The sequence below is a fragment of the Rhodopseudomonas sp. genome, assembly GCF_048594845.1.
Taxonomy (GTDB): domain Bacteria; phylum Pseudomonadota; class Alphaproteobacteria; order Rhizobiales; family Xanthobacteraceae; genus Rhodopseudomonas.
This window is the reverse complement of sequence record NZ_JBMDXE010000350.1, coordinates 1-18,928: the sequence shown is the minus strand read 5'-3', so window position 1 is coordinate 18,928 and position 18,928 is coordinate 1. Positions and strand designations below refer to the sequence as shown.

The 18,928-nt window shown below is 67.3% G+C and carries 22 protein-coding genes; 19 read left to right on the top strand and 3 right to left on the bottom strand.

Annotation, left to right across the window (positions count from 1 at the left end):
- The first annotated feature begins 113 nt into the window (after window positions 1-113).
- The 9 genes from ACOJTD_RS23875 (at window position 114) to ACOJTD_RS23835 (ending at window position 9,081) form a co-directional block, all read left to right on the top strand.
- Complete coding sequence (locus ACOJTD_RS23875; RefSeq protein ID WP_420135332.1) at window positions 114-389, top strand: hypothetical protein; 276 nt, start codon at window positions 114-116, stop codon at window positions 387-389.
- A gap of 191 nt (window positions 390-580) precedes the next feature.
- The gene (locus ACOJTD_RS23870; protein WP_420135331.1) at window positions 581-2,176 is read left to right on the top strand and encodes an MDR family MFS transporter; all 1,596 of its coding nucleotides are present in this window, start codon (window positions 581-583) and stop codon (window positions 2,174-2,176) included.
- A gap of 164 nt (window positions 2,177-2,340) precedes the next feature.
- Window positions 2,341-3,741 carry a TAXI family TRAP transporter solute-binding subunit gene (locus tag ACOJTD_RS23865; protein ID WP_420135330.1) on the top strand — a complete coding sequence of 467 codons (1,401 nt, stop codon included), beginning with the start codon at window positions 2,341-2,343 and terminating at the stop codon, window positions 3,739-3,741.
- Between the two features lie 126 nt (window positions 3,742-3,867).
- The gene (locus ACOJTD_RS23860) at window positions 3,868-4,032 is read left to right on the top strand and encodes a Flp family type IVb pilin (RefSeq protein ID WP_420135329.1); all 165 of its coding nucleotides are present in this window, start codon (window positions 3,868-3,870) and stop codon (window positions 4,030-4,032) included.
- Between the two features lie 166 nt (window positions 4,033-4,198).
- Window positions 4,199-4,336: a twin-arginine translocation pathway signal protein gene (locus tag ACOJTD_RS23855; protein WP_420135328.1), complete on the top strand. Its 138-nt coding sequence runs from the start codon at window positions 4,199-4,201 to the stop codon at window positions 4,334-4,336.
- A 333-nt stretch (window positions 4,337-4,669) separates the two neighbouring features.
- Window positions 4,670-4,819 carry a hypothetical protein gene (locus ACOJTD_RS23850; RefSeq protein WP_420135327.1) on the top strand — a complete coding sequence of 50 codons (150 nt, stop codon included), beginning with the start codon at window positions 4,670-4,672 and terminating at the stop codon, window positions 4,817-4,819.
- A gap of 216 nt (window positions 4,820-5,035) precedes the next feature.
- Window positions 5,036-6,715, top strand: a complete 1,680-nt coding sequence (locus ACOJTD_RS23845; protein ID WP_420135326.1) for a methyl-accepting chemotaxis protein — start codon at window positions 5,036-5,038, stop codon at window positions 6,713-6,715.
- Window positions 6,716-6,827: 112 nt separating this feature from the next.
- Window positions 6,828-7,817 (top strand): hypothetical protein, encoded by a 990-nt coding sequence (locus ACOJTD_RS23840; RefSeq protein WP_420135325.1) that lies wholly within the window; start codon window positions 6,828-6,830, stop codon window positions 7,815-7,817.
- Entirely contained in the window at window positions 7,810-9,081 is a 1,272-nt protein-coding gene (locus ACOJTD_RS23835) for a DNA-packaging protein (protein WP_420135376.1), read from the top strand. Before ACOJTD_RS23840 ends, ACOJTD_RS23835 begins: the two co-directional genes overlap by 8 nt.
- A gap of 167 nt (window positions 9,082-9,248) precedes the next feature.
- On the opposite strand, the gene ACOJTD_RS23830 is transcribed toward ACOJTD_RS23835, so the two are convergent.
- Window positions 9,249-9,530, bottom strand: coding sequence for a GIY-YIG nuclease family protein (locus tag ACOJTD_RS23830; protein WP_420135324.1), 282 nt, complete (start codon window positions 9,528-9,530; stop codon window positions 9,249-9,251).
- 276 nt (window positions 9,531-9,806) lie between these two features.
- Here ACOJTD_RS23830 and ACOJTD_RS23825 point away from each other — a divergent pair, with 276 nt between their 5' ends.
- The 8 genes from ACOJTD_RS23825 to ACOJTD_RS23790 all read left to right on the top strand — a co-directional run bounded on the left by ACOJTD_RS23825 (window position 9,807) and on the right by ACOJTD_RS23790 (window position 16,471).
- Window positions 9,807-10,979 (top strand): phage portal protein, encoded by a 1,173-nt coding sequence (locus ACOJTD_RS23825; RefSeq protein WP_420135323.1) that lies wholly within the window; start codon window positions 9,807-9,809, stop codon window positions 10,977-10,979.
- Between the two features lie 57 nt (window positions 10,980-11,036).
- The gene (locus ACOJTD_RS23820; RefSeq protein ID WP_420135322.1) at window positions 11,037-11,264 is read left to right on the top strand and encodes a hypothetical protein; all 228 of its coding nucleotides are present in this window, start codon (window positions 11,037-11,039) and stop codon (window positions 11,262-11,264) included.
- Complete coding sequence (locus tag ACOJTD_RS23815; RefSeq protein ID WP_420135321.1) at window positions 11,261-11,458, top strand: hypothetical protein; 198 nt, start codon at window positions 11,261-11,263, stop codon at window positions 11,456-11,458. Before ACOJTD_RS23820 ends, ACOJTD_RS23815 begins: the two co-directional genes overlap by 4 nt.
- A 221-nt stretch (window positions 11,459-11,679) precedes the next feature.
- A complete protein-coding gene (locus tag ACOJTD_RS23810; protein WP_420135320.1) occupies window positions 11,680-12,381 on the top strand; it encodes an HK97 family phage prohead protease in 702 nt (233 codons plus the stop codon).
- Window positions 12,382-13,455: 1,074 nt separating this feature from the next.
- Window positions 13,456-14,175: a hypothetical protein gene (locus ACOJTD_RS23805; protein WP_420135319.1), complete on the top strand. Its 720-nt coding sequence runs from the start codon at window positions 13,456-13,458 to the stop codon at window positions 14,173-14,175.
- A 113-nt stretch (window positions 14,176-14,288) separates the two neighbouring features.
- Complete coding sequence (locus tag ACOJTD_RS23800; RefSeq protein WP_420135318.1) at window positions 14,289-15,542, top strand: phage major capsid protein; 1,254 nt, start codon at window positions 14,289-14,291, stop codon at window positions 15,540-15,542.
- An 88-nt stretch (window positions 15,543-15,630) separates the two neighbouring features.
- On the top strand, window positions 15,631-16,053 hold the full coding sequence (locus tag ACOJTD_RS23795) for a DUF2019 domain-containing protein (protein ID WP_420135317.1): 423 nt from the start codon (window positions 15,631-15,633) through the stop codon (window positions 16,051-16,053).
- Between the two features lie 181 nt (window positions 16,054-16,234).
- On the top strand, window positions 16,235-16,471 hold the full coding sequence (locus ACOJTD_RS23790; protein ID WP_420135316.1) for a hypothetical protein: 237 nt from the start codon (window positions 16,235-16,237) through the stop codon (window positions 16,469-16,471).
- A 36-nt stretch (window positions 16,472-16,507) separates the two neighbouring features.
- Here ACOJTD_RS23790 and ACOJTD_RS23785 read toward each other — a convergent pair whose 3' ends face one another.
- Both ACOJTD_RS23785 and ACOJTD_RS23780 read right to left on the bottom strand, forming a co-directional pair.
- Window positions 16,508-16,822 (bottom strand): hypothetical protein, encoded by a 315-nt coding sequence (locus ACOJTD_RS23785; RefSeq protein WP_420135315.1) that lies wholly within the window; start codon window positions 16,820-16,822, stop codon window positions 16,508-16,510.
- A gap of 220 nt (window positions 16,823-17,042) precedes the next feature.
- Window positions 17,043-17,807: a S1 family peptidase gene (locus tag ACOJTD_RS23780; RefSeq protein ID WP_420135314.1), complete on the bottom strand. Its 765-nt coding sequence runs from the start codon at window positions 17,805-17,807 to the stop codon at window positions 17,043-17,045.
- Between the two features lie 61 nt (window positions 17,808-17,868).
- Here ACOJTD_RS23780 and ACOJTD_RS23775 point away from each other — a divergent pair, with 61 nt between their 5' ends.
- Window positions 17,869-18,438 (top strand): head-tail connector protein, encoded by a 570-nt coding sequence (locus ACOJTD_RS23775; protein ID WP_420135313.1) that lies wholly within the window; start codon window positions 17,869-17,871, stop codon window positions 18,436-18,438.
- Window positions 18,435-18,755 (top strand): head-tail adaptor protein, encoded by a 321-nt coding sequence (locus ACOJTD_RS23770; protein WP_420135312.1) that lies wholly within the window; start codon window positions 18,435-18,437, stop codon window positions 18,753-18,755. Before ACOJTD_RS23775 ends, ACOJTD_RS23770 begins: the two co-directional genes overlap by 4 nt.
- Window positions 18,756-18,928 lie beyond the last annotated feature (173 nt).

The following is an 18,928-nucleotide window of genomic DNA, read 5'->3' as shown; positions in this document are numbered from 1 at the left end:
CGGAAGCGACGGCGACTGCGCGTCATCATGCGGCCGATACAATTCGGAACGCGCAGATCGGCGAATCTTGCGCTAGGTTCTCAGAAAGACTGCTCGATCTGGAAGGAGTTTCGATGGGCGCGCGGGCGAGGGTGCTGGCATTGATCGGGGCGGCACTGGTGACGGCTGGCTGTTCGACGGCCTGGGCGCAGACCGGCGGAAAGCACGAGGCCGGCAAGGCCATGCCGCCCGCCACATCAGCCAAGGCGGCGCCGAAGAAGCCGGCCCAGCCGATGACCCGGCGCGAGGAGATCCAGCACGCGATCGACACCCGGACCGTGCCCGAGCACTATCGCAGCTCGGTGCCGAAAGAGTATCAGAAATACATTCCATTCGAGAAGCACAGGTAGCGGCTCGGCTCCGTCGCTCGTCTCCTGCACTGTTTCCGCACTGCGGAACGGCCTTGGTCGGCGCTCCGCCCTCCGCCCGCGACCGGCGCGAACCACCCATGCGCCGCGACGGCTGCCGGTGTGGTTCCTGTTAGGGTAGTAACTTCGGCAGCGATTTCCCCCGACCTCTCGCACCGAGATTCCGCGCCCGCATGAGCATGCCCGAGCCCCAAAGCCGTGAGCCGGTCAGCCGGCATCTTTTGTCCGATGAGGCGGCGGCGGAACTCTCGCACATCCCGACAGAGGTAATCGATTTCGGCGAAGCGCCGCCGCTGGCTCCGGCCACCCCGCTGACGCAGGGCGAAGTCCGCGCCATTCTGCTCAGCCTTCTGCTGGCGATGTTCCTCGCCGCGCTCGACCAGACCATCGTCGCCACTGCGCTGCCGACGATCGGCCGCCAGTTCGGCGACGTCGAGAATTTGTCGTGGGTGATCACGGCATATCTGCTGTCCTCGACCGCGGTCGCGCCGGTGTTCGGCAGTCTCGCCGACATCTATGGCCGTCGCGCCACCATCAGCGCCTCGCTCAGCCTATTCATCGCCGGTTCAGTGATGTGTGCGCTGGCGCCGAGCCTGCTGGTGCTGATTCTGGGGCGCGCGCTGCAGGGGCTCGGCGGCGGCGGCATCATGCCGATCGTGCAGACGGTGATTTCCGACGTGGTGACGCCGCGCGAGCGTGGCCAATATCAGGCTTACTTCTCGGGCGTCTGGGTGTCGGCCGGGATCGGCGGACCGATCCTCGGCGGCGCGTTCGCCGAGCATCTGCACTGGTCGATGATCTTCTGGATCAACCTGCCGCTGGCGATCGGCGCGCTGGCGCTGCTGCTGCCGAAAATGGGAAAGATCCCGGTGTATCACCGCCGTCGCAAGGTCGACTGGCTCGGCGGCGTGCTGCTGATGGCGTCGGCGCTCTCGGTGATGCTGGTGCTGACCTGGGGCGGTACGCGGTTTTCCTGGCTGTCGCCGACCATCCTGGCGCTCGCGGGCGCGGCCGTGCTGCTCGCGACCAGCTTCATCTGGCATGCGCTGCGGGCGCCCGAGCCGTTCCTGCCGCTGCAGCTGATGAGCGGCACGGTGGTGCCGTGGGCGATGGCGGCTGGCGGCTTTGCGATGGGCGCGATGATCGGCCTGACCGTGCACATGCCGCTGTACTACGAGGCGGTCTATCACCTCAGCGCCAGCCAGTCCGGCCTGGCGCTGATTCCGATCGCCGCCGTCTCGGTGCTCGGCGCAGCGTTCACCGGGCGGGCGATGGTCAAGGTCGAGCGCTACAAGCGGATCGCCATCCTCGGCACTTCGTTCTCTGGCCTGATGATGGCGGCGATCGCCGTGCTGACGCCGCTGCCGCTGTGGCTGTTCCTGGCGATGCTGTCGCTGTTCTCGATCGGGCTCGGCACGGTGTTTCCCGTCACCGTGGTGTCGATCCAGAACGCGGTGGCGCGCCCGCAGATCGGCACCGCGACCGGGGCGATGAACTTCTTCCGGGCGCTGATGGCGTCGTTCACGGTGGCCGCCTTCACCGCCGTGCTGCTGATCGCCTTCGGCGGCGAACTGCAGCTCGGCGGCACCGAGCATCGTCACGCAATCGGCTCCGTCGCGGCAGCCGACATGGTCGCGGCGTTCCGCTGGGTGTTCGCCGCGGCCGCGGTGATGCTGGCGGCCTCGGCGACCTGTGTGGCGGTCATGGAAGAACGCAAGCTCGCCGGCCCGGAGCAAAGCGAGCCGCCTCCGCTGGAGATGGCGGAGTAGGGCGGATACGCCTCGCGACGACCTCCGATTAAGCCTGCCGCACGGAATTCCTGCCACCTACGCGGGAAAACGAGTAGTCTGCCGCAAATCCGCCCGGCGGGCGGCGCATGGCGCTCGTCGAACGGTCCGGGTTAGCGCGCAGATGACGACACCGAGTAGCAGCGATGGCATCGCCTGAGGGCAGCAGCGAGTCCCTGCGCAAGCGGCGGCGGCGCAACCGCGCCCGGCTGATGCTCGCCACCGTGGTGACGGTGCTGCTGCTCGTCGTCGGCACGCTCGGCGTGTTGTTCTACGAACTCCGGCCAGTCACATTGCGCATCGCGGTCGGCCCTCCCGGTAGCGACGATCTCAAGCTGATCCAGGCGCTGGCGCAGACCTTCGCGCGCGACCACAGTTCGGTACGCCTGACGCCGGTCGTCACCGACGGCGCATCGCCGAGTCTCGCCGCGTGGAACAAGGGGCAGGCCGATCTCGCGGTGACGCGCGGCGACCTCGATCTCCCGAGCGATGCCCAGGCGGTCGCGATCCTGCGCAAGAACATGGTGACGCTGTGGGCAGCGCCGGCCAAGAGCCGTAAGGCCGGCGCGGTGAAGACCATCGCGGATCTCGCCGGACGCAAGGTCGGCGTGATCGGCCGGACGCCCGCCAACGTCAAGCTGCTGCACGTCATCCTCACAGAGTCCGGCGTTGCGCCCGACAAGGTGCAGACCGAACAATTCTCGACCGCTCAGATCGCCGAGATGGCGCGCGACGAGTCGCTGTCGGCCTATCTCGCGGTCGGGCCGCTCGACAGCAAGACCACGGCGGAGGCGATCGCCGCCACCGCTAAAGCGCGCGGCGAGCCGCGCTTCCTGCCGATCGACGTTGGTGACGCGATCGCCAAGAAGTATCCGATCTACGATTCCGAGGAGATCCCCGGCAGCATCTTCTCGACGTCGCCCGCGCGGCCCGAGGACAAGGTCGACACCGTCAGCGTCAATCATCTGATCATCGCCAAGCGCGCGCTGTCGAGCGTCACCATTACGCAGCTCACAAGGCAGATCTTCTCGGCGCGGCAGCAGCTCGCGCGCGAATTGCCGATCGCCGGCAAGATCGAAGCGCCCGACACCGACAAGGCGGCGGCGCTGCCGGCGCATCGCGGCGCAGCGGCGTTCATCGACGGCACCGAGCGCACCTTCATGGAGCGCAACAGCGATTACATCTGGGGACTGATCGTGCTGCTGTCCGGCCTCGGTTCGGCCGGCGCGTGGTTTCGTTCCTACGTCACGCGTGACGAACGCGCGGTCGGCGCGCGGATGCGCGATCATGCACTGGCGCTGGTCGCCAAGGCGCGCAAGGCCGAGTCGCTCGATCAGCTCGACGCGATGCAGCAGCAGATCGACCACATCGTGCGCGACATGCTGGACCTCTACGACGACGGCGCGGTCGACGATCTGGCGCCGTTCAATCTGGTGCTCGATCAGTTCCACAACGCGGTGGTCGACCGGCGCGCCGTGCTGACGATGCCGAGTGCCGGCCTCGCGCCGACGCAGCCCGATCCGTTCGGCGTCGCCGGCGCCGGCTGATCGAAGTTGCCCGCCGGTTCCAATTCTGAAACCGTCTCAACGCTCCGGTAACCACTCGGCGGGTAGTTTCCACCCACCGCGGCAGAAGCCGCTATGCCTGCGACGGGCACAATCCAGGAGGCGATTTTGCGACGCCTGATTTCCAGATTTGTTTTCGATGATCATGGGGCCACCGCGATCGAATACGCGCTGATCGCCGCCGGCATCGCGCTGGTGATCGTGACCGCGGTCAATTCGATCGGCGACAAGCTCAACACCAGCTACACCGCGGTCAACACCGCGCTCCATTAGTTCGCCGCCGCGCCGCGTGCGGTCACTCGACCGCGCTGTTGCGGCGCCGCACGGATGGTTAAGCAACGTCCTTCGGCGCTCCGCAAATTCACTCGAATCGGCAGCGCGATTCTTCAGAGACGTCGACTATCAACGCCCTCGCAGACAGCAAACATGCGGGGGCATCATGCAACAGTCCGATATCCATCCAGGTCCGTTCGGCTGGTTGACCGGGCGTGACATCGTGGCTGGATTGATGATCGCGGCCGTCTTCCTGGCGGTGACGCCGATCATCGGCCTGTTGCTGCTCCTGCTGATGGGCTGACCGCGGGATCGTTCCAACGGGGCCCGCAAGTCTTGCGGCAAACCTGTGGCAGCGCGGCCGGCGCGGTCATCGCGGCGGCGGCGAATTGTTCGCAGGAAAAAAGTCCTTGACAGCGTGACGCTCCCGCAGTAGTGTCCCGGCATACTCCACAATTGGGTTTCGGGGACGTCGGCGACGCTCTGATCTGCGCCGCATCGATGCCGGCCGATTCTTGTTTCTCCGGCTTGCACCGCGCGTCGTGTCGCGCCCGGCGATGCCGGAACATCGCTTACGCCTCTGCGTTGGCCGCTGGGAGGGTGCCTTCGGGCATCGTGATCAGCAGGGAGGGCAGGAATGGCACCGAAGGATCAGACTCAGATCGTCGAGAGCGCCACCGAAGTAAGGCAGGGAGAGCGCGGCCCGTCCGTGCTGGCGCTGCTGATGGCGAGCACCGGCTTGGCCATTCTGATTCTCGGCGTGATCTGGTTCGTCTGGTTCAGATAGACGGATAGTCGGAGACGCAACGTCTCCCCGCAGAAGCTGGGCACCGCGGTAGCAATCGTGTCGCAGTGCCTACGAAAAGTATGTGCCCGCAAACAGAGCTGCGAGGTCTGGTAGTTCTACCGGGCGCAGACTTAATTCATTATTGGAACTTCCCGCTCAAAACGACAACCAATGTCATTGTCGGCACGGGCCGCGTGCATTGAGCGAGGAGATGCCATGTTCGGCCGCAAATCCAAGACGAATGCCGTCCCTCTGACGTTGATGGCGACCAAGGCGGTCCGCGCCAACATCATGGTGTCGGACGCCAATCTCGACATTGTCTACATGAACGACTCGGTCACCGAACTGCTGCGCGATGCCGAGAGCGACCTGCGCAAGGAATTGCCGAACTTCAACGTCGACACGCTGGTCGGCACCAACATCGACGGCTTTCACAAAAATCCGAGCCACCAGCGGCAGATGCTGAAGAGCCTCAGCACCGTGCACCGCGCCACCATCCAGATCGGCCCGCGGGTGTTCGACCTGGTGGCGACGCCGCTCAACAATCCGGACGGCAGCCGCGCCGGCGTTGCGGTCGAATGGGCCGATGCGGCAATCCGGCTGCAGAATCTCGACTTTGCCGGGCAGGTCGCCGCCGCCAACCGCTCCCAGGCGGTGATCGAGTTCAACATGGACGGCACGGTGCGGACCGCGAACGAGAACTTCCTCAAGACGATCGGCTACACGCTCGACGAGATCAAGGGCAAGCACCACAGCATGTTCGTCGAGCCGGCGGTGCGCGACAGCGCGAGCTACCGGGATTTCTGGGCGGCGCTGAATCGCGGCGAATACCAGGCGGCCGAATACAAGCGGATCGGCAAGGGCGGCCGCGAGATCTGGATGCAGGCATCCTACAATCCGATCTTCGACGACAAGGGCAAGCCCGCCAAGGTGGTGAAGTTCGCCACCGACGTCACCGAGCAGAAGCTAAAGAATGCCGATATGGCCGGCCAGATCGAAGCCATCCGGAAATCGCAGGCGGTGATTGAGTTCGACATGGACGGCAACGTTCTGATGGCGAACGACAACTTCCTGCACACGTTCGGCTACACGATGGCCGAGATCAAGAACAAGCATCACAGCCTGTTCGTCGACCCGGCGGAGCGTGACAGCACGGCGTATCGCACGTTCTGGGCGGCGCTGAACCGCGGCGAGTATCAGGCGGCGGAATACAAGCGGATCGCCAAGGGCGGCCGCGAGGTCTACATCCAGGCGTCCTACAACCCGATCCTCGATCTCAACGGCCGGCCGTTCAAGGTGGTGAAATTCGCCACCGACGTGACCAAGCAGGTATTGGCCCGCATCGGCAACGAGCAGGTGCGCGGCATGATGGAAACCGTCGCGGCCGGCGCCGAGGAACTCAACACGTCGGTGCGCGAGATCTCCGAAACCATGACCAAGTCGCGCCAGACGGCGGCCGGCGCCGTGGAGCGCGTGGCCAATGCCGATGCCCAGGCGCAGCGCCTCAACAGCGCGGCGCAATCGATGAGTGGCATCGTCGAACTGATCAACAACATCACCGGCCAGATCAATCTGTTGGCGCTGAACGCGACCATCGAGTCGGCGCGTGCCGGCGAGGCCGGGCGCGGCTTCGCCGTGGTGGCGGCCGAGGTTAAGAACCTCGCCAACCAGGCCAAGCAGGCTACCGACAAGATCGGCGAGGAAATCAGCAGCCTCAACATCATCTCCGGCGACGTCGCCGGAGCGCTCAACGCGATCAAGCAGGCGATCAACGATGTCAGCGAATACGTCACCTCGACCGCTGCCGCCGTTGAAGAGCAGAGCACGGTCACCGGCGAAATGTCGACCAGCATGCAGCGCGCCGCCTCGGAGGCCGCGCGGATCGCGGCCGGCTGACCACGACCTGAAGTTCTTCGGCAACGGCCCTCCGGCGCGCGGACATCGCGCACGCGGGGCCTTTGTGTTTTTGGCGACGCTTCGGTGAGCGCGCCGATAACGGAATCCGCCCATGCCCAGCAACCGTTCCCGGCCAGCTGCAAAACCGGCTGCCCGATCGCCGTCCCGTGCCCGGACCGGCCCCGTCGCGGCGCGCAAGTCGACGCTGCAGACCTGCGCCAAGCCGGTCGACGAGACGATCCGGATCGATCCGTCCGACACGGAGGGGCAAGAACGCGTGGCGCGTGTTGTGGCGCGCAGGAAGAAGGCCGAGGACGAAGCGGGCAAGGCTGCGGCGAAGACGACGAAGCGCACATCTGCGAGCAGCACTGCCGGGACCGTCGCGCCGAAGATTGCCGCGTCGAAGCTCTCGGTTTCCAAGAAACCGGTATCCAAGACACCGGCATCCAAGACTGCGGCATCCAAGGCATCAGCTTCGAAGACACCCGCTGCCGGGAAGGCCGCGATGAAGAAAGTCGCGCCGGCTAAATCGTCGCGCGCAAAAGCGTCGGCCGACGACCCGGCTGGTGTCACGGCTGCAGCGGGGAGGGCGGCGAGCAAGTCGGCTTCGCCGGAGCCGCCGCAGGTCGCGGAGACCGACGCATCCGTCGTCATTGCCGAGGCGGAAGCGGAGGTGAGCGCGTCTGCTGATGCTGCGGATGCTGCTGACGCGGCCGAGACGCCGCGCCGGCGCGGGCCGAGCGGCGTCACCCGCACCGCGGTCGATAAGCTCGACGATCCGCCGTTCGAGAGCGGCGTGCCGCTGATCGACAGCGTCAGCCGTGCGGTCGAGCGCGAGATCACCCAGATCGCCGTGATCGTCGGCGGCCATCATCTCAAGCAGACGCAGCGCACCGAGGCCGAACGTCGCGCCCGCACACTCGCATCGCTGGCGCGCACGCTGGCCGAACTCCGCAAACTGCGCAGCGACGAGGATCGCAAGAGGGCACGCGATGACGATGCCATTCCCCGGGATCTCGACGAGCTCAGGCGGGCGCTTTCGCGACGATTGGACCAGATGGTCGCAGGCGCAGCGGGACTATCTGCTGCAGGGGATGAGTGAGGCCGAGCTCGCTTTCCTCGACACCCAGTGGGACGTGTTCGCGCACGATCACCAGCGCCCGCCGGACCTCGCGCCGAACGGCCGGCCGTGGCTGACCTGGCTGATGATCGGCGGCCGCGGCGCCGGGAAGACCCGCGGCGGCGCCGAATGGATCCGCTGCCAGGCGCTCGGCCTGCCGCCGTTCGCCAGCGAGCCGGTAGCCCGGATCGCGCTGGTTGGCGAGACCGAGCACGATGTCCGCGAAGTGATGATCGAGGGTGTGTCGGGCCTGCTGGCCGTGCATCCGCCCGATCAGCGGCCGCAATGGCAACCGTCGCGCAAGCGCCTGGAATGGAGCAACGGCGCGGTGGCGCAGGCGTTCTCGGCGGACGATCCTGAAAGCCTGCGCGGCCCGCAGTTCAGTTGCGCGTGGTCCGACGAGATGGCGAAGTGGCGCTACGCGGAGGTCGCGTTCGACATGCTGCAATTCGGCTTGCGGCTCGGGTCGCAGCCGCGCCAGCTGATCACCACCACGCCGCGCCCAACTGCGCTGCTCAAACGCTTACTTGCCGATCCGGCCGCAGTGACGACGCGCGCGCCGACGCAGGCCAATGCCTTCAACCTGGCGCCGACCTTTCTCGACGCGGTGATGACCCGCTACGCCGGCACGCGGCTCGGCCGTCAGGAGATCGACGGCGAACTGGTCGAGGAACGGCCCGACGCGCTGTGGTCGCGTGCGCTGATCGAAAGCTGCCGCGTCGCCGAGGCGCCGCCGCAGACGCGCATCGTCGTCGCGGTCGATCCGCCGGCGTCGGCGACGAAACGCGCGGATTGCTGCGGCATCGTCGCTGCCGGCATCGCGGAGAGCGGCGTGGTTTACGTGCTCGCCGACGACACCGTCGCCGCCGCAACGCCGACGCTGTGGGCCAGCAAGGCGATCGCATTGTGGCGTCGGCTCAGCGCCGACGTGCTGATCGTGGAGATCAACCAGGGCGGCGACATGGTGCGCACGGTGATCACCGAAATCGACCCCGGCGTACCGGTGCGCCCGGTCCGCGCCCTACGCGGCAAATGGCTGCGCGCCGAACCGGTCGCCGCGCTGTACGAGCAAGGCCGCGTCCGCCACGCCGGCTGCTTCGCCGCACTCGAAGACGAAATGTGCGACTTCGGCCTGACCGGCCTGTCCAACGGCCGCTCGCCCGATCGGCTCGACGCGCTGGTGTGGGCCGTGCACGCGCTGGCGCTGCAGCCGAAGGTGGCGGAGCCGCGGATCAGGATGTTGTGATGGTTAGTCTAGTGGGTGAAGCGGGTCCCCCGACCCGTGTCCCGCACGCACTGCAGCGCGCAGCGGTGCAGTGCAGATGCGGGACCCCGGTTCGGCGGCGGATGAGAAACCGGGGCCCCGGATCTACGCCTCGGCACTGCGTGCCGTGGCTTGTCCGGGGCACGTGATCAGAGGTCTTGCGCGAGGTCTCGCCAGGACGGATTGAGCTTCTCGATCAGCGCGAATTTCCAGTCGCGGCGCCAGCGTTTCAGGACGTGTTCGCGCGCGCGGGCTTCGCGGATCGAGGCGTATTCTTCGACATAGACGAGCGTGGTGACCTTGTACTTCCTAGTGAAGCCATCCGCAGCGCCGGCTTTATGCTCGCCGATCCGGCGCGCAGGATCGTTGGTCACGCCGCTATAGAGCGTGCCGCGATAACGACTGGCCAGGATATAGACGTAGTAGGGCATCGCAGCGGTCCCCACACAATCATGCCCACGTTCTGCCCGCGACGCTACGCGAATAACTGCCCAGCAGCCGTTGTTCATTAGTAGAATCTGAAAAAGGAAACCGGGGCCCCGGATCTGCGCCGCGGTACTGCGTACCGCAGCTTGTCCGGGGCACGGCAATCAATTCCGTGTCCCGCACGAAGATGCAACGCGCAGCGGTGCATCGTAGATGCGGGACCCCGGTTGGGCGGTGAATGAGAAACCGGGGCACAAATCATCAGCAATGGATTCAATCCCATGTTCGATCGTCTCAAAGCCTACCTCACGCCGCCCGAAACCAAAGCCTCGCGCACCGCGCGGCTGTTGGCGTTCGAGAGTGGCGGCGTCGCGCGCTGGACGCCGCGGGACTACGCAGGTCTGGCGCGCGAGGGCTATCTGCGCAATGCCATCGTGCATCGCTGCGTGCGACTGATTGCCGAGCACGTCGGCGCCTGCGTGTACTCTGTGTTCGACGGCGCGCAGGAAAAGGAGGCGCATCCGCTGGCGCTGCTGCTGGCGCGGCCGAACCCGCGGCAGGACGGGGCGGCGCTGCGCGAGACGCTGGTGGCGCATCTGCTGCTCGCGGGCAATGCGTACCTCGAAGCGGTCGCGCTCGGCGACCGCGTGCACGAACTCTACGCGCTGCGGCCGGACCGCATGAAAGTCGTGCCCGGCGCCGACGGCTGGGCGGAGGCGTATGACTACAGCGTCGGCGGCCGCGCTGTGCGGTTCGATCAGCACGGCGCGATCCCGCCGATCCTGCATCTGACGATGTTTCATCCGCTCGACGATCACTACGGCCTGGCGCCGCTCGAGGCCGCCGCCGCCGCGGTCGACACCCACAACGCCGCGTCGCGCTGGAACAAGGCGCTGCTCGACAATTCGGCGCGGCCGTCCGGCGCGTTGCTCTATGCCGGGCCGGAAGGCGCGGTGCTGAACGAGACGCAGTTCGACCGGCTCAAGCAGGAGCTGGAGCGGACTTACGAGGGCGCCGCCAATGCCGGCCGGCCACTGTTGCTCGAAGGCGGACTCGACTGGAAGCCGATGGCGCTGTCGCCGAAGGACATGGACTTCCTCGAAGCCAAGCACGCGGCGGCGCGCGAAATCGCGCTCGCCTTCGGCGTGCCGCCGATGCTGCTCGGCATTCCGGGTGACAACACCTTCTCGAACTATCAGGAAGCCAACCGCAGCTTCGTGCGCCAGACCGTGCTGCCGCTCGCGACGCGCACAGGCAACGCGCTGGCGCAATGGCTGGCGCCGCAATTCGGCGACAGCGTGCGCCTCGTCGTCGACACCGACCAGATCGACGCGCTGGCGAGCGACCGCGCCGCGCTATGGGACCGCATCACCGCCGCGCCGTTCCTGACCCTCAACGAAAAACGCGAAGCCGTCGGCTACGCGCCGCTCGACGGCGGGGACCGGCTGGGGTGAGGAGACACATTCAATCAGCGGGACGCGGCAAGCGTCTGCGTAGTCCGGGAGAGGCCGATGTCCGAGGTGATCAAGACGTTTTCCGAACGCGGCGACCTGGCTCACCTAGCTTTGTTGCTGTGGGCTGCGGCGGCGTCGGCCGGGCTGTGGTTCGCGCTGCGCGAGCTGGCGGCGGCGTCGCGGCGGTTCGACGATTTCGTCCACGCGCTGGAATTGTTCAACCGCCGGGCGCGGCGGCGCGAGCGCAGCGCACTGGAGCATGACGACGAAGGAGGGGCACGATGAACGATCAGGCTCAGCCGATGGACCGGCTGCACCGCATGATGACGTCGATCCGTAGCGAGACGAAGTCGGCCAAGGACCCGACCCGGGTGTTTCGCGAATTCATCAGCCATCTCGATCAGGCGCAGCGCTCCGCGGCGCGCCGCGTTCGCCACAAGCCGACACCCCGCCGCCCGTCGCGCAAGCGGGCAAAGTAACGCCCGCCATTTCGTGTCCCGCACGGAGATGCAGCGCGCAGCGGTGCATCGCTGATGCGGGACCCCGGTTGGTGTTTCGGCGCGTCGCTGAACCGGGGCCCCGGATCGGCGCAGCGGCACTGCGTGCCGCGGCTTGTCCGGGGCACGTGGGGTGAGGGCAGTGCTTCGCTGCGGCGTTGCTCCTTCCGATCATTAGTTATCAGCTTAGTCACGAGGCGCTCATGCTTGCCCCGCTGTCCGATGCTGGCCCGGCGCCGGCGCGATTGGTGCTGGCCGAAGACGGCAGCATCGAAGGCTATGCCAGCCTGTTCGGCGAGGTCGATCAGGCGCGCGACATGGTGATGCCCGGCGCCTTCACGCAGACGCTGAAGCAGCGCGGCCTGCGCAAGATCCCGATGTTGTTTCAGCACGACCCGAGCGAGCCGGTCGGCGTCTGGCTCGAACTCACTGAAGACTGGCGCGGCCTGCGCGCGCGCGGCCGGCTGATCCCGGACGTGGCGCGCGGCCGCGAGCTGCTGGCGCTGCTGCGCGCCGGCGCGATCGACGGGCTGTCGATCGGCTATCGCACCGTGCGCGGCGCCATCGATCCGAAGACGCGGGTGCGGCGGCTGTATCAGGTCGACCTCTGGGAGATCTCGATCGTCACCTTCCCGCTGCTGCAGGGCGCGCGCGTCGGCGCGGTGAAGCAGGGGCCGCCGTCCTCGCCGCTGCGCCGCGCCGCGGAGGCGGCCTGGCGCAGCGTGCAGAGCCCGCCGGCTGCGCCCCCCACACACCTCACAGGATCGGCCGCCGCCGCGGATGCACCGGCGCCGGCCCTCCGGCGCGGGCAGGCGGTGGCAACACTCGCCTCCCGCGCCGGCCGCAAGGCGGCGCTGACGGGGATCACTGGCCGCGCGGGCGTGAGCGGAGCTTTGCCCAAGTAGCAGCGCTGCGATTTGCGTCGCCCACCCCAGCCCTCTCCTGCAGGCGGGAGAGCGAGCGCGCTGCGGAACGGCGCTTCTTCCGCATTCCTGATCAACAATCGAGGCACCGCCGATGTGGAGCTCCACCGCGAGCACCGCCGCGCATCAGCGCGCGCGATTCATGCAGCCCAACCCGGCGCGCTGGATGCGCCCGGACGCCGATCGCTGGGTCAGGCCCGACGTCGCCCGCTTTCTGTCTCCGGGCGTCCGGCCGCAAGACGTCTTTCCAGCGCTCAGCCGCAAGTACAACCCGAACCAGCCCCGGGTGCCGAAGGGCAATCCGGACGGAGGGCAATGGACGCTCGGTGGACTGGGGTCTCGTTGGCGCATCGACCTCACCGGTACAGGAGTCGCAGGCGCCACGCCGGCGGTAAGTTCTGGCCGCGATGATCGTCGCGTCATCTCGGATGCAGATCCCGAAACTATCAAGCCTGGTCAGCAATACGCCCAGGTGCGTGGACGAGGAGGTGGAGGAACCCGGACCGTCACCATCAACGGTCGGGAATTCGAACTAACGCCAGCTCAAGGGACACTTCTTGATGCGCTAAAGGCTAGGGCGGCCTCTGCCGCGAGCCGCGTCCGTTCGGTCAATCCAAACTGGAAACCGCCTGCCTCAGCGTACGAGAGCCCGGCGGGCTTGATTAGTGCGTATCGGGCCGATGCTGAGGCGGCAGAAGCTTGGATGAGTCGATTCTTGGATGTTGGACCGGGGCCCTATGCTAACAGGTGCATTGTTGCGCCTATCGATAGGAGGTTGAGAGTTGGGGAGCAGCGTGAGCTGAACGAATTCCTCGTTACGGACGGTTGTCACACCTGCGGGACCAGAGTTGCGGGCACGCGTTCGGGAAACGCAGTTGGTGATCATCAGCGGCCTACCGCACTTAATTATCTCGGATTGGCGCAGCGGATTTACCCCCAATGTGCCGGCTGCTCTGCTAGACAGGGCGGGTACATAAGTTGGTTGACGAGGTCGCAATGAAAGACTCGGTTCGCTGCTCTCCCGCCAATTCAATCGTGTTTGTTCACGGAGGTCTTGTGGAATTCCTGCCGACGCCGTTCTGGGGTGCGCAGGTGCTGGCGACTAATACCTGCCTCATCCTCGGCTGCATGCCGGACATCGACGGGCCGACGCAGATCGTGCTCGGCGACAGCGCTGAGGTCGATCCGGGTCGGCCGGCGGATTTCGTCTCGCTGCTGCGGGTGCCTGACGGCGAGGTTCGCGTCACCACGGTCGGGGATGACGTTCTTCTCCGGATGCCGGCTCCGCCGCTCTCGCTGGTCGAGATCTGGCGTAGCCATCCGAAATGGCCGGAGACGGTGATCATCGGGATCAATCCGCCCGCAAGTCGCTCGGCGCTGCCGGCGATGCTGCCGACCGAGCAGGCGACGCGGACCGTGCTCGATCTGCCCGAGGACGTCGATCGCCTGTTTCTCTACAATGCGGTGATGGCGGACCGTCCGGACGTGTTCAATCCATGGCTGTCGGATCGGACTTTGACGTCGGGACTTGTCGTTCCGATCGCTCCGTCGTCGAAGCTGGAGGTGACCGATGCCGAGCCCGACATGTCCAACGATCCGGTGTTTGATGCCGTCCTGCCGACGCCGAACCGGCTCGTTGGCATCTTCCCGAGCGATCGGCTCGTGATGCTAAGGGCTGACACCGCCACGAAGCTGACGCGCGTGCGCGCCTGGGTCGAACGCCGTCCCGAAGGAGCGATCGCGATCCTGGCTCTGACCCCAGCGGAAGAGCCGTAGCATCCCACTGCCATCGCGCCGGTTCGCCGGCGCGCCTCATCACATCCAACGCCGTGGCTTCCCGCCGCGGCGTTTTCGCTTGTGCAGACATCAACGCCCACCAGGAGAACCCCATGGATTACGACATCGACACCGCCGCGCCGGAGACCAAGGCCGGCTTTGCGTCGGAGCGTGACACGCATGACGAGCTGATGCGCACGCACGACGAGTTCAAGGCCGCCAATGATGAGCGGCTCGCGGCGCTCGAGCGCCGCCGCGGCGATGTGTTGCTGGAGGAGAAGGTCGACCGGATCTCCGACGCGATCGACCTGCGGCTGAGGCGGATCGAGGACTACGCGCTGAAGCAGGCGCGCCCGCAGCTCGACGGCCGCCGTGCCGATACATTCGCCGTCAGCCGCGAGCATAAGAGCGCGTTCGAGACCTATGTCCGCTGCGGCGATGCGGCGCCGCTGCGCCAGATCGAGACCAAGGCGCTGTCGATCGGCTCCAATCCGGACGGCGGCTATCTGGTGCCGGTCGAGCTCGAGCACGCGATCGCGTCGCGGCTGGCGGCGATCTCGCCGATCCGCGCCATCGCCTCGGTGCGCGAGATTTCCGGCAGCGTCTACAAGAAGCCGTTCATGACGGCGGGGCCGGCGACCGGCTGGGTCGGTGAAACCGATGCGCGCACGCAGACGACGTCGCCGACGCTCGACGCGTTATCGTTCCCGGCGATGGAGTTGTACGCGATGCCAGCGGCGACCGCGACGCTGCTCGACGACAGCGCGGTCAACATCGACGAGTGGATCGCCTCGGAGGTCGAACTCACCTTCGCGGTGCAGGAAGGCGCGGCGTTCGTGCACGGGGACGGCGTCAACAAGCCGAAGGGCTTTCTCGCCTCGCCGGTCGTGGCGAACGGCTCGTGGAGCTGGGGCAATCTCGGCACTGTGGCGACAGGCGCCGCCGGCGCGTTCCCGGAGGACGATCCGTCCGACGTGCTGGTCGACCTGATCTACGCGCTCAAGGCCGGCTACCGGCAGAACGGCGCCTTCGTGATGAACCGGAAGACGCAGGCGACTATCCGCAAGTTCAAGGACTCGTCCGGCAGCTATCTGTGGCAGCCGCCGGCGCAGGCGGGCGGCCGTGCCTCGCTGATGACTTTCCCGCTGGTCGAGGCCGAGGACATGCCGGACATCGCGGCGAACTCGCTCAGCGTGGCGTTCGGCGATTTCCTCCGCGGTTATCTCGTGGTCGATCGCCAGGGCGTCCGCGTGCTGCGCGATCCGTATTCCGCCAAGCCCTACGTGCTGTTCTACACCACCAAACGCGTCGGCGGCGGCGTCCAGGACTTCGACGCGATCAAGCTGCTGAAATTCGCGGCGGGCTGAGGAGATTCACGACGAAGTATCGGACGGCGCGCCTGATCGGCGCGCCATTTAACCGAAACGTTGTCCGGCTGGAGCCTTGGAAATTGCGATGTCGTGCGCGATCATGATTTCCGAGGCCGCACACCGGATCGCTCACATGACGAAGAGAACTCGGTATCAAGATGCAGCCACGTCGGAACTCGTCGCGCTGTTCGAAACCATCACGACGGAGCAACGCGATGCGAGTTGGTCCTGGCAGGCGTCGCGCTATAATCGGCTTTTCGGGCAGATGGTAGCCATCTGCGACGAGTTGAAGTCGCGTGCTGGCGATCAGCGTTTGGCATTGCTGCCGCTGCTGAAGTCCGACAACGTTCAGGTGCGACTGATGGCGGCGATCCAGCTTCTCGCGCTTGCGCCTGAGCAAGCCAGAAGCGCGCTGGAGAGTGTTGTTGATTCCGGATATATGCCTCAGGTCGGGGACGCTCGCGGTATGCTGCGGGCGCTCGACGAAGGCACATATGTGCCGCAGTGACTGGTGAGCCGGCATTTGACTCATGGGGTGGGTCACCGCGAGCTAACACATCGTGCAAGACTGGTTTTGATGTGACTCTGTGACGGTCTACACAGCTTTCTCATCCACCAGCGGCCGTCGCGCGGGTCGGTCGCGGGAACTATCTCGTGCGGCGGGATTTGCTGCGGGAAGGGAGAACCGCATGACGCGAACGATCGTACTATCCGCCGCCTGTGCCGCGCTGGCGCTGGTCGCCTTCGACAGCGGTCCGGCTGCCGCGCGCGGCGGGGCGGCGAACATCATGGATTCGCCGGGCTATCAGCGCCGGCTGCAGGAGTCGCGGCAGCAATTGCAGCAGCCTTATACGACGCCGCCGGCGGTGTATCCGCGGCAGCGCGTCGAGACGCCGCGCAAGGCCAAGCGCAAGCCGCGTCGCTGACGGCGTGACGCCGCGCGGGCGACCCGGTCGCCGGCGTCAGCAGTAGCCGTGCCAGCCGCAGGCATAGGGCAGGCGGCTGTAGATCGCGCTGGCCGGCGTGCCGTAGTAGTTGAAGTAGTGATAGGAATTCGGCTTGCCGTAATAGCCGTTGACCAGCGGCGGGATGTCCACCTCGGGCGCATAGACCGGATAGGGGCTGATGACGTCGCGTGGCGGCGGCACCACCGCGACGACGCGGCCGCGCGGCGCCGGCTCGGCAAAGATCTGCCCGATCTTGCTGTGCATCGGCAGATCGGCCGCCCGCGCCGGCACGGCGATCAGAACAAGCAGCAGCAGGGCAGCGAGGCGCATATCGGGCTCCGAGTGAGCCGGCAGGGTGGGCCAACATGGTTAATGAAATCTGAAGGGGGCGGGCGTTGCATCTCCTGGGGCCGTCATCCTGAGGCGCGAGCGAAGCGAGCCTCGACGGATGCGGAGGCGGGGACGGCGCTCGCGGCTCATCCTTCGAGGCCGCCGCTGCGCGGCGGCGCCTCAGGATGACGGCAGTGAGCGTGGCGTGCGCGCGAGCCGCCTACCGCGCCAGCGCGCTGCCCCAGCTTTGCGCGGTTTGCTCGATCCAGTCGCGATACAGCGTCAGCGGGGTGACGCCGGTGAGGCCGCCGCAGCCGGCGGCGTTGTTCGGGCCGGTCGACCACGACACCACGCCGATGATCACGGCGCGGCCGTCCTGCGCTTGCAGCGCCGGGGCGCCGGAATCGCCGGTGCAGGCGCCTTGGCCTGCGCTGGTGTTGTTTGTTGAAGCATCGACCAGGCGGATCTGCAGCCGGCCGGGGCGGCCGGTGGCGACGAGCGCGGCACTGCGCACGGTGCCGCCGCTCTTGCCGTCGCCGCGGATCGCGACGCCGATGCCGGCGACGGTGAAGCTCTGGCCGGCGCCGAGCGGATCGGTTGGTGCGCCGAGCGGCAGCGGCGATTTGCCGGGCAGGGGAGCTGCGAGCTGCAGCAGCGCGACGTCGGCGCTGGCGCGATGCGCCAGGATCGCCTTCATGTCGAATTGCGGATGCGCGGCGACGCGGCGGACGTCGCGCAGCTGCGGCTGCCGCGACGCGTCGTAGTGCACGATCTTGTAGTCCGCGCCCGGGCCGACGCAATGCGCGGCGCTCAGCACCAGATCCGGCGCGATCAGCGTGCCCGAACAGAAATTGCCGCGCGAGCCGACGATGGTGACCACCGCGCGGCCGAGCGCCGCATCCTCGCGCGCGCCGCCGACCATCGCGGCGGCGGGAGCGGCGAGCGCGGCGGTGAACACGAGACACAGTTTCAGCGTGCGGATCATGGCGGCTCACCAGCCCCGCCGCCGCGCCGCTGTCAACCCGATCCTTGCAAAGGAGCCGACCATGCCCGCGCTGCTGCTGACGGGGCCGACGGTGGAGCCGTGGACGCTCGCCGAATTGAAAGCGTTCCTGCGCGTCGACCACGATGCCGACGACGCGGTGATCGCCTCGCTGCTCGCCGCCGCGCGCAGCCAGGTCGAGGCGCTGACCCGCCGCGCGCTGCTGCTGCAGAGCTGGCGGCTGAGTTACGATGCCTGGCCGCGTGACAGCCGCATCCGTTTGCGGATCGGGCCGCTGCACGCGCTGACCGGGGCGCGGGTGATCGACAGCGCCGGCGTCGCGCAGGAGATCGATCTCGCGCGCTTTGTGGTCGATGCCGCGGACGGCGTGATCGCCGCGCCGCCGGGATCGTTGCCGCAGCCGGGATGCGGCGCCGCCGGCATCGCGCTCGATGTCGAGCTCGGTTTTGGCACGACGCCCGGCGATGTCCCCGAGCTGCTGCGCCATGCGGTGCGGACGCTGGCGGCGCATTGGTACGACAACCGCGGCCTGGTCGCGGTCGGCTCGAGCGTGGCGATGCTGCCGGGCAGCGTGGCGGCGATGCTCGCGAGCTTCCGGGTGCCGGCGCTATGAGCGATCCCGGGAAACTCACCACGCGGCTGACGCTCGAGGCGCCGGCCGAGACCGACGACGGGCAGGGCGGCGTGACGCGCGCCACCACGGCGCAGGCCGTGCTGTGGGCGCAACTGACGGCGCATCCGCCGCGCGAAGGCGTGGCGGCAGATGATGCCCGCGCGGTGCAGCGCGTGACCATCACACTGCGCGGCGGCGTCGCACTGACGCGTGCGCATCGCTTCAGCGACGGCCCGCGGATCTATCGCATCGTCAGCTGGCGCGACCGCGACCGCGGCGCCTGGCTCGAGATCGATGCGGAGACGGAGCTAACGTGAGTTTCCCCTCCCCCTTGCGGGGAGGGTGGCCGGCCGTAAGGCCGGTCGGGTGGGGGGGCGCCCCATGCTCAGTGCCCGCGGCCCCCCACCCCCGCCCCCCCGTAGCGCGGCCCACCCCCCCCCCCCCGGGGGGGGGGGGCGCGCGGGGGGCGGTGCCCACCCCCACAAGAAAA

Coding starts and splice junctions, on each gene's coding strand:
- ACOJTD_RS23835 (WP_420135376.1), top strand. CDS start 7,810: ATGAGTGAGGCCGAGCTCGCTTTCCTCGACACCCAGTGGGACGTGTTC.
- ACOJTD_RS23800 (WP_420135318.1), top strand. CDS start 14,289: ATGGATTACGACATCGACACCGCCGCGCCGGAGACCAAGGCCGGCTTT.
- ACOJTD_RS23785 (WP_420135315.1), bottom strand. CDS start 16,822: ATGCGCCTCGCTGCCCTGCTGCTGCTTGTTCTGATCGCCGTGCCGGCG.
- ACOJTD_RS23825 (WP_420135323.1), top strand. CDS start 9,807: ATGTTCGATCGTCTCAAAGCCTACCTCACGCCGCCCGAAACCAAAGCC.
- ACOJTD_RS23830 (WP_420135324.1), bottom strand. CDS start 9,530: ATGCCCTACTACGTCTATATCCTGGCCAGTCGTTATCGCGGCACGCTC.
- ACOJTD_RS23820 (WP_420135322.1), top strand. CDS start 11,037: ATGTCCGAGGTGATCAAGACGTTTTCCGAACGCGGCGACCTGGCTCAC.
- ACOJTD_RS23770 (WP_420135312.1), top strand. CDS start 18,435: ATGAGCGATCCCGGGAAACTCACCACGCGGCTGACGCTCGAGGCGCCG.
- ACOJTD_RS23845 (WP_420135326.1), top strand. CDS start 5,036: ATGTTCGGCCGCAAATCCAAGACGAATGCCGTCCCTCTGACGTTGATG.
- ACOJTD_RS23790 (WP_420135316.1), top strand. CDS start 16,235: ATGACGCGAACGATCGTACTATCCGCCGCCTGTGCCGCGCTGGCGCTG.
- ACOJTD_RS23840 (WP_420135325.1), top strand. CDS start 6,828: ATGCCCAGCAACCGTTCCCGGCCAGCTGCAAAACCGGCTGCCCGATCG.
- ACOJTD_RS23795 (WP_420135317.1), top strand. CDS start 15,631: ATGTCGTGCGCGATCATGATTTCCGAGGCCGCACACCGGATCGCTCAC.
- ACOJTD_RS23775 (WP_420135313.1), top strand. CDS start 17,869: ATGCCCGCGCTGCTGCTGACGGGGCCGACGGTGGAGCCGTGGACGCTC.
- ACOJTD_RS23810 (WP_420135320.1), top strand. CDS start 11,680: ATGCTTGCCCCGCTGTCCGATGCTGGCCCGGCGCCGGCGCGATTGGTG.
- ACOJTD_RS23850 (WP_420135327.1), top strand. CDS start 4,670: ATGGCACCGAAGGATCAGACTCAGATCGTCGAGAGCGCCACCGAAGTA.
- ACOJTD_RS23870 (WP_420135331.1), top strand. CDS start 581: ATGAGCATGCCCGAGCCCCAAAGCCGTGAGCCGGTCAGCCGGCATCTT.
- ACOJTD_RS23855 (WP_420135328.1), top strand. CDS start 4,199: ATGCAACAGTCCGATATCCATCCAGGTCCGTTCGGCTGGTTGACCGGG.
- ACOJTD_RS23815 (WP_420135321.1), top strand. CDS start 11,261: ATGAACGATCAGGCTCAGCCGATGGACCGGCTGCACCGCATGATGACG.
- ACOJTD_RS23865 (WP_420135330.1), top strand. CDS start 2,341: ATGGCATCGCCTGAGGGCAGCAGCGAGTCCCTGCGCAAGCGGCGGCGG.
- ACOJTD_RS23780 (WP_420135314.1), bottom strand. CDS start 17,807: ATGATCCGCACGCTGAAACTGTGTCTCGTGTTCACCGCCGCGCTCGCC.
- ACOJTD_RS23875 (WP_420135332.1), top strand. CDS start 114: ATGGGCGCGCGGGCGAGGGTGCTGGCATTGATCGGGGCGGCACTGGTG.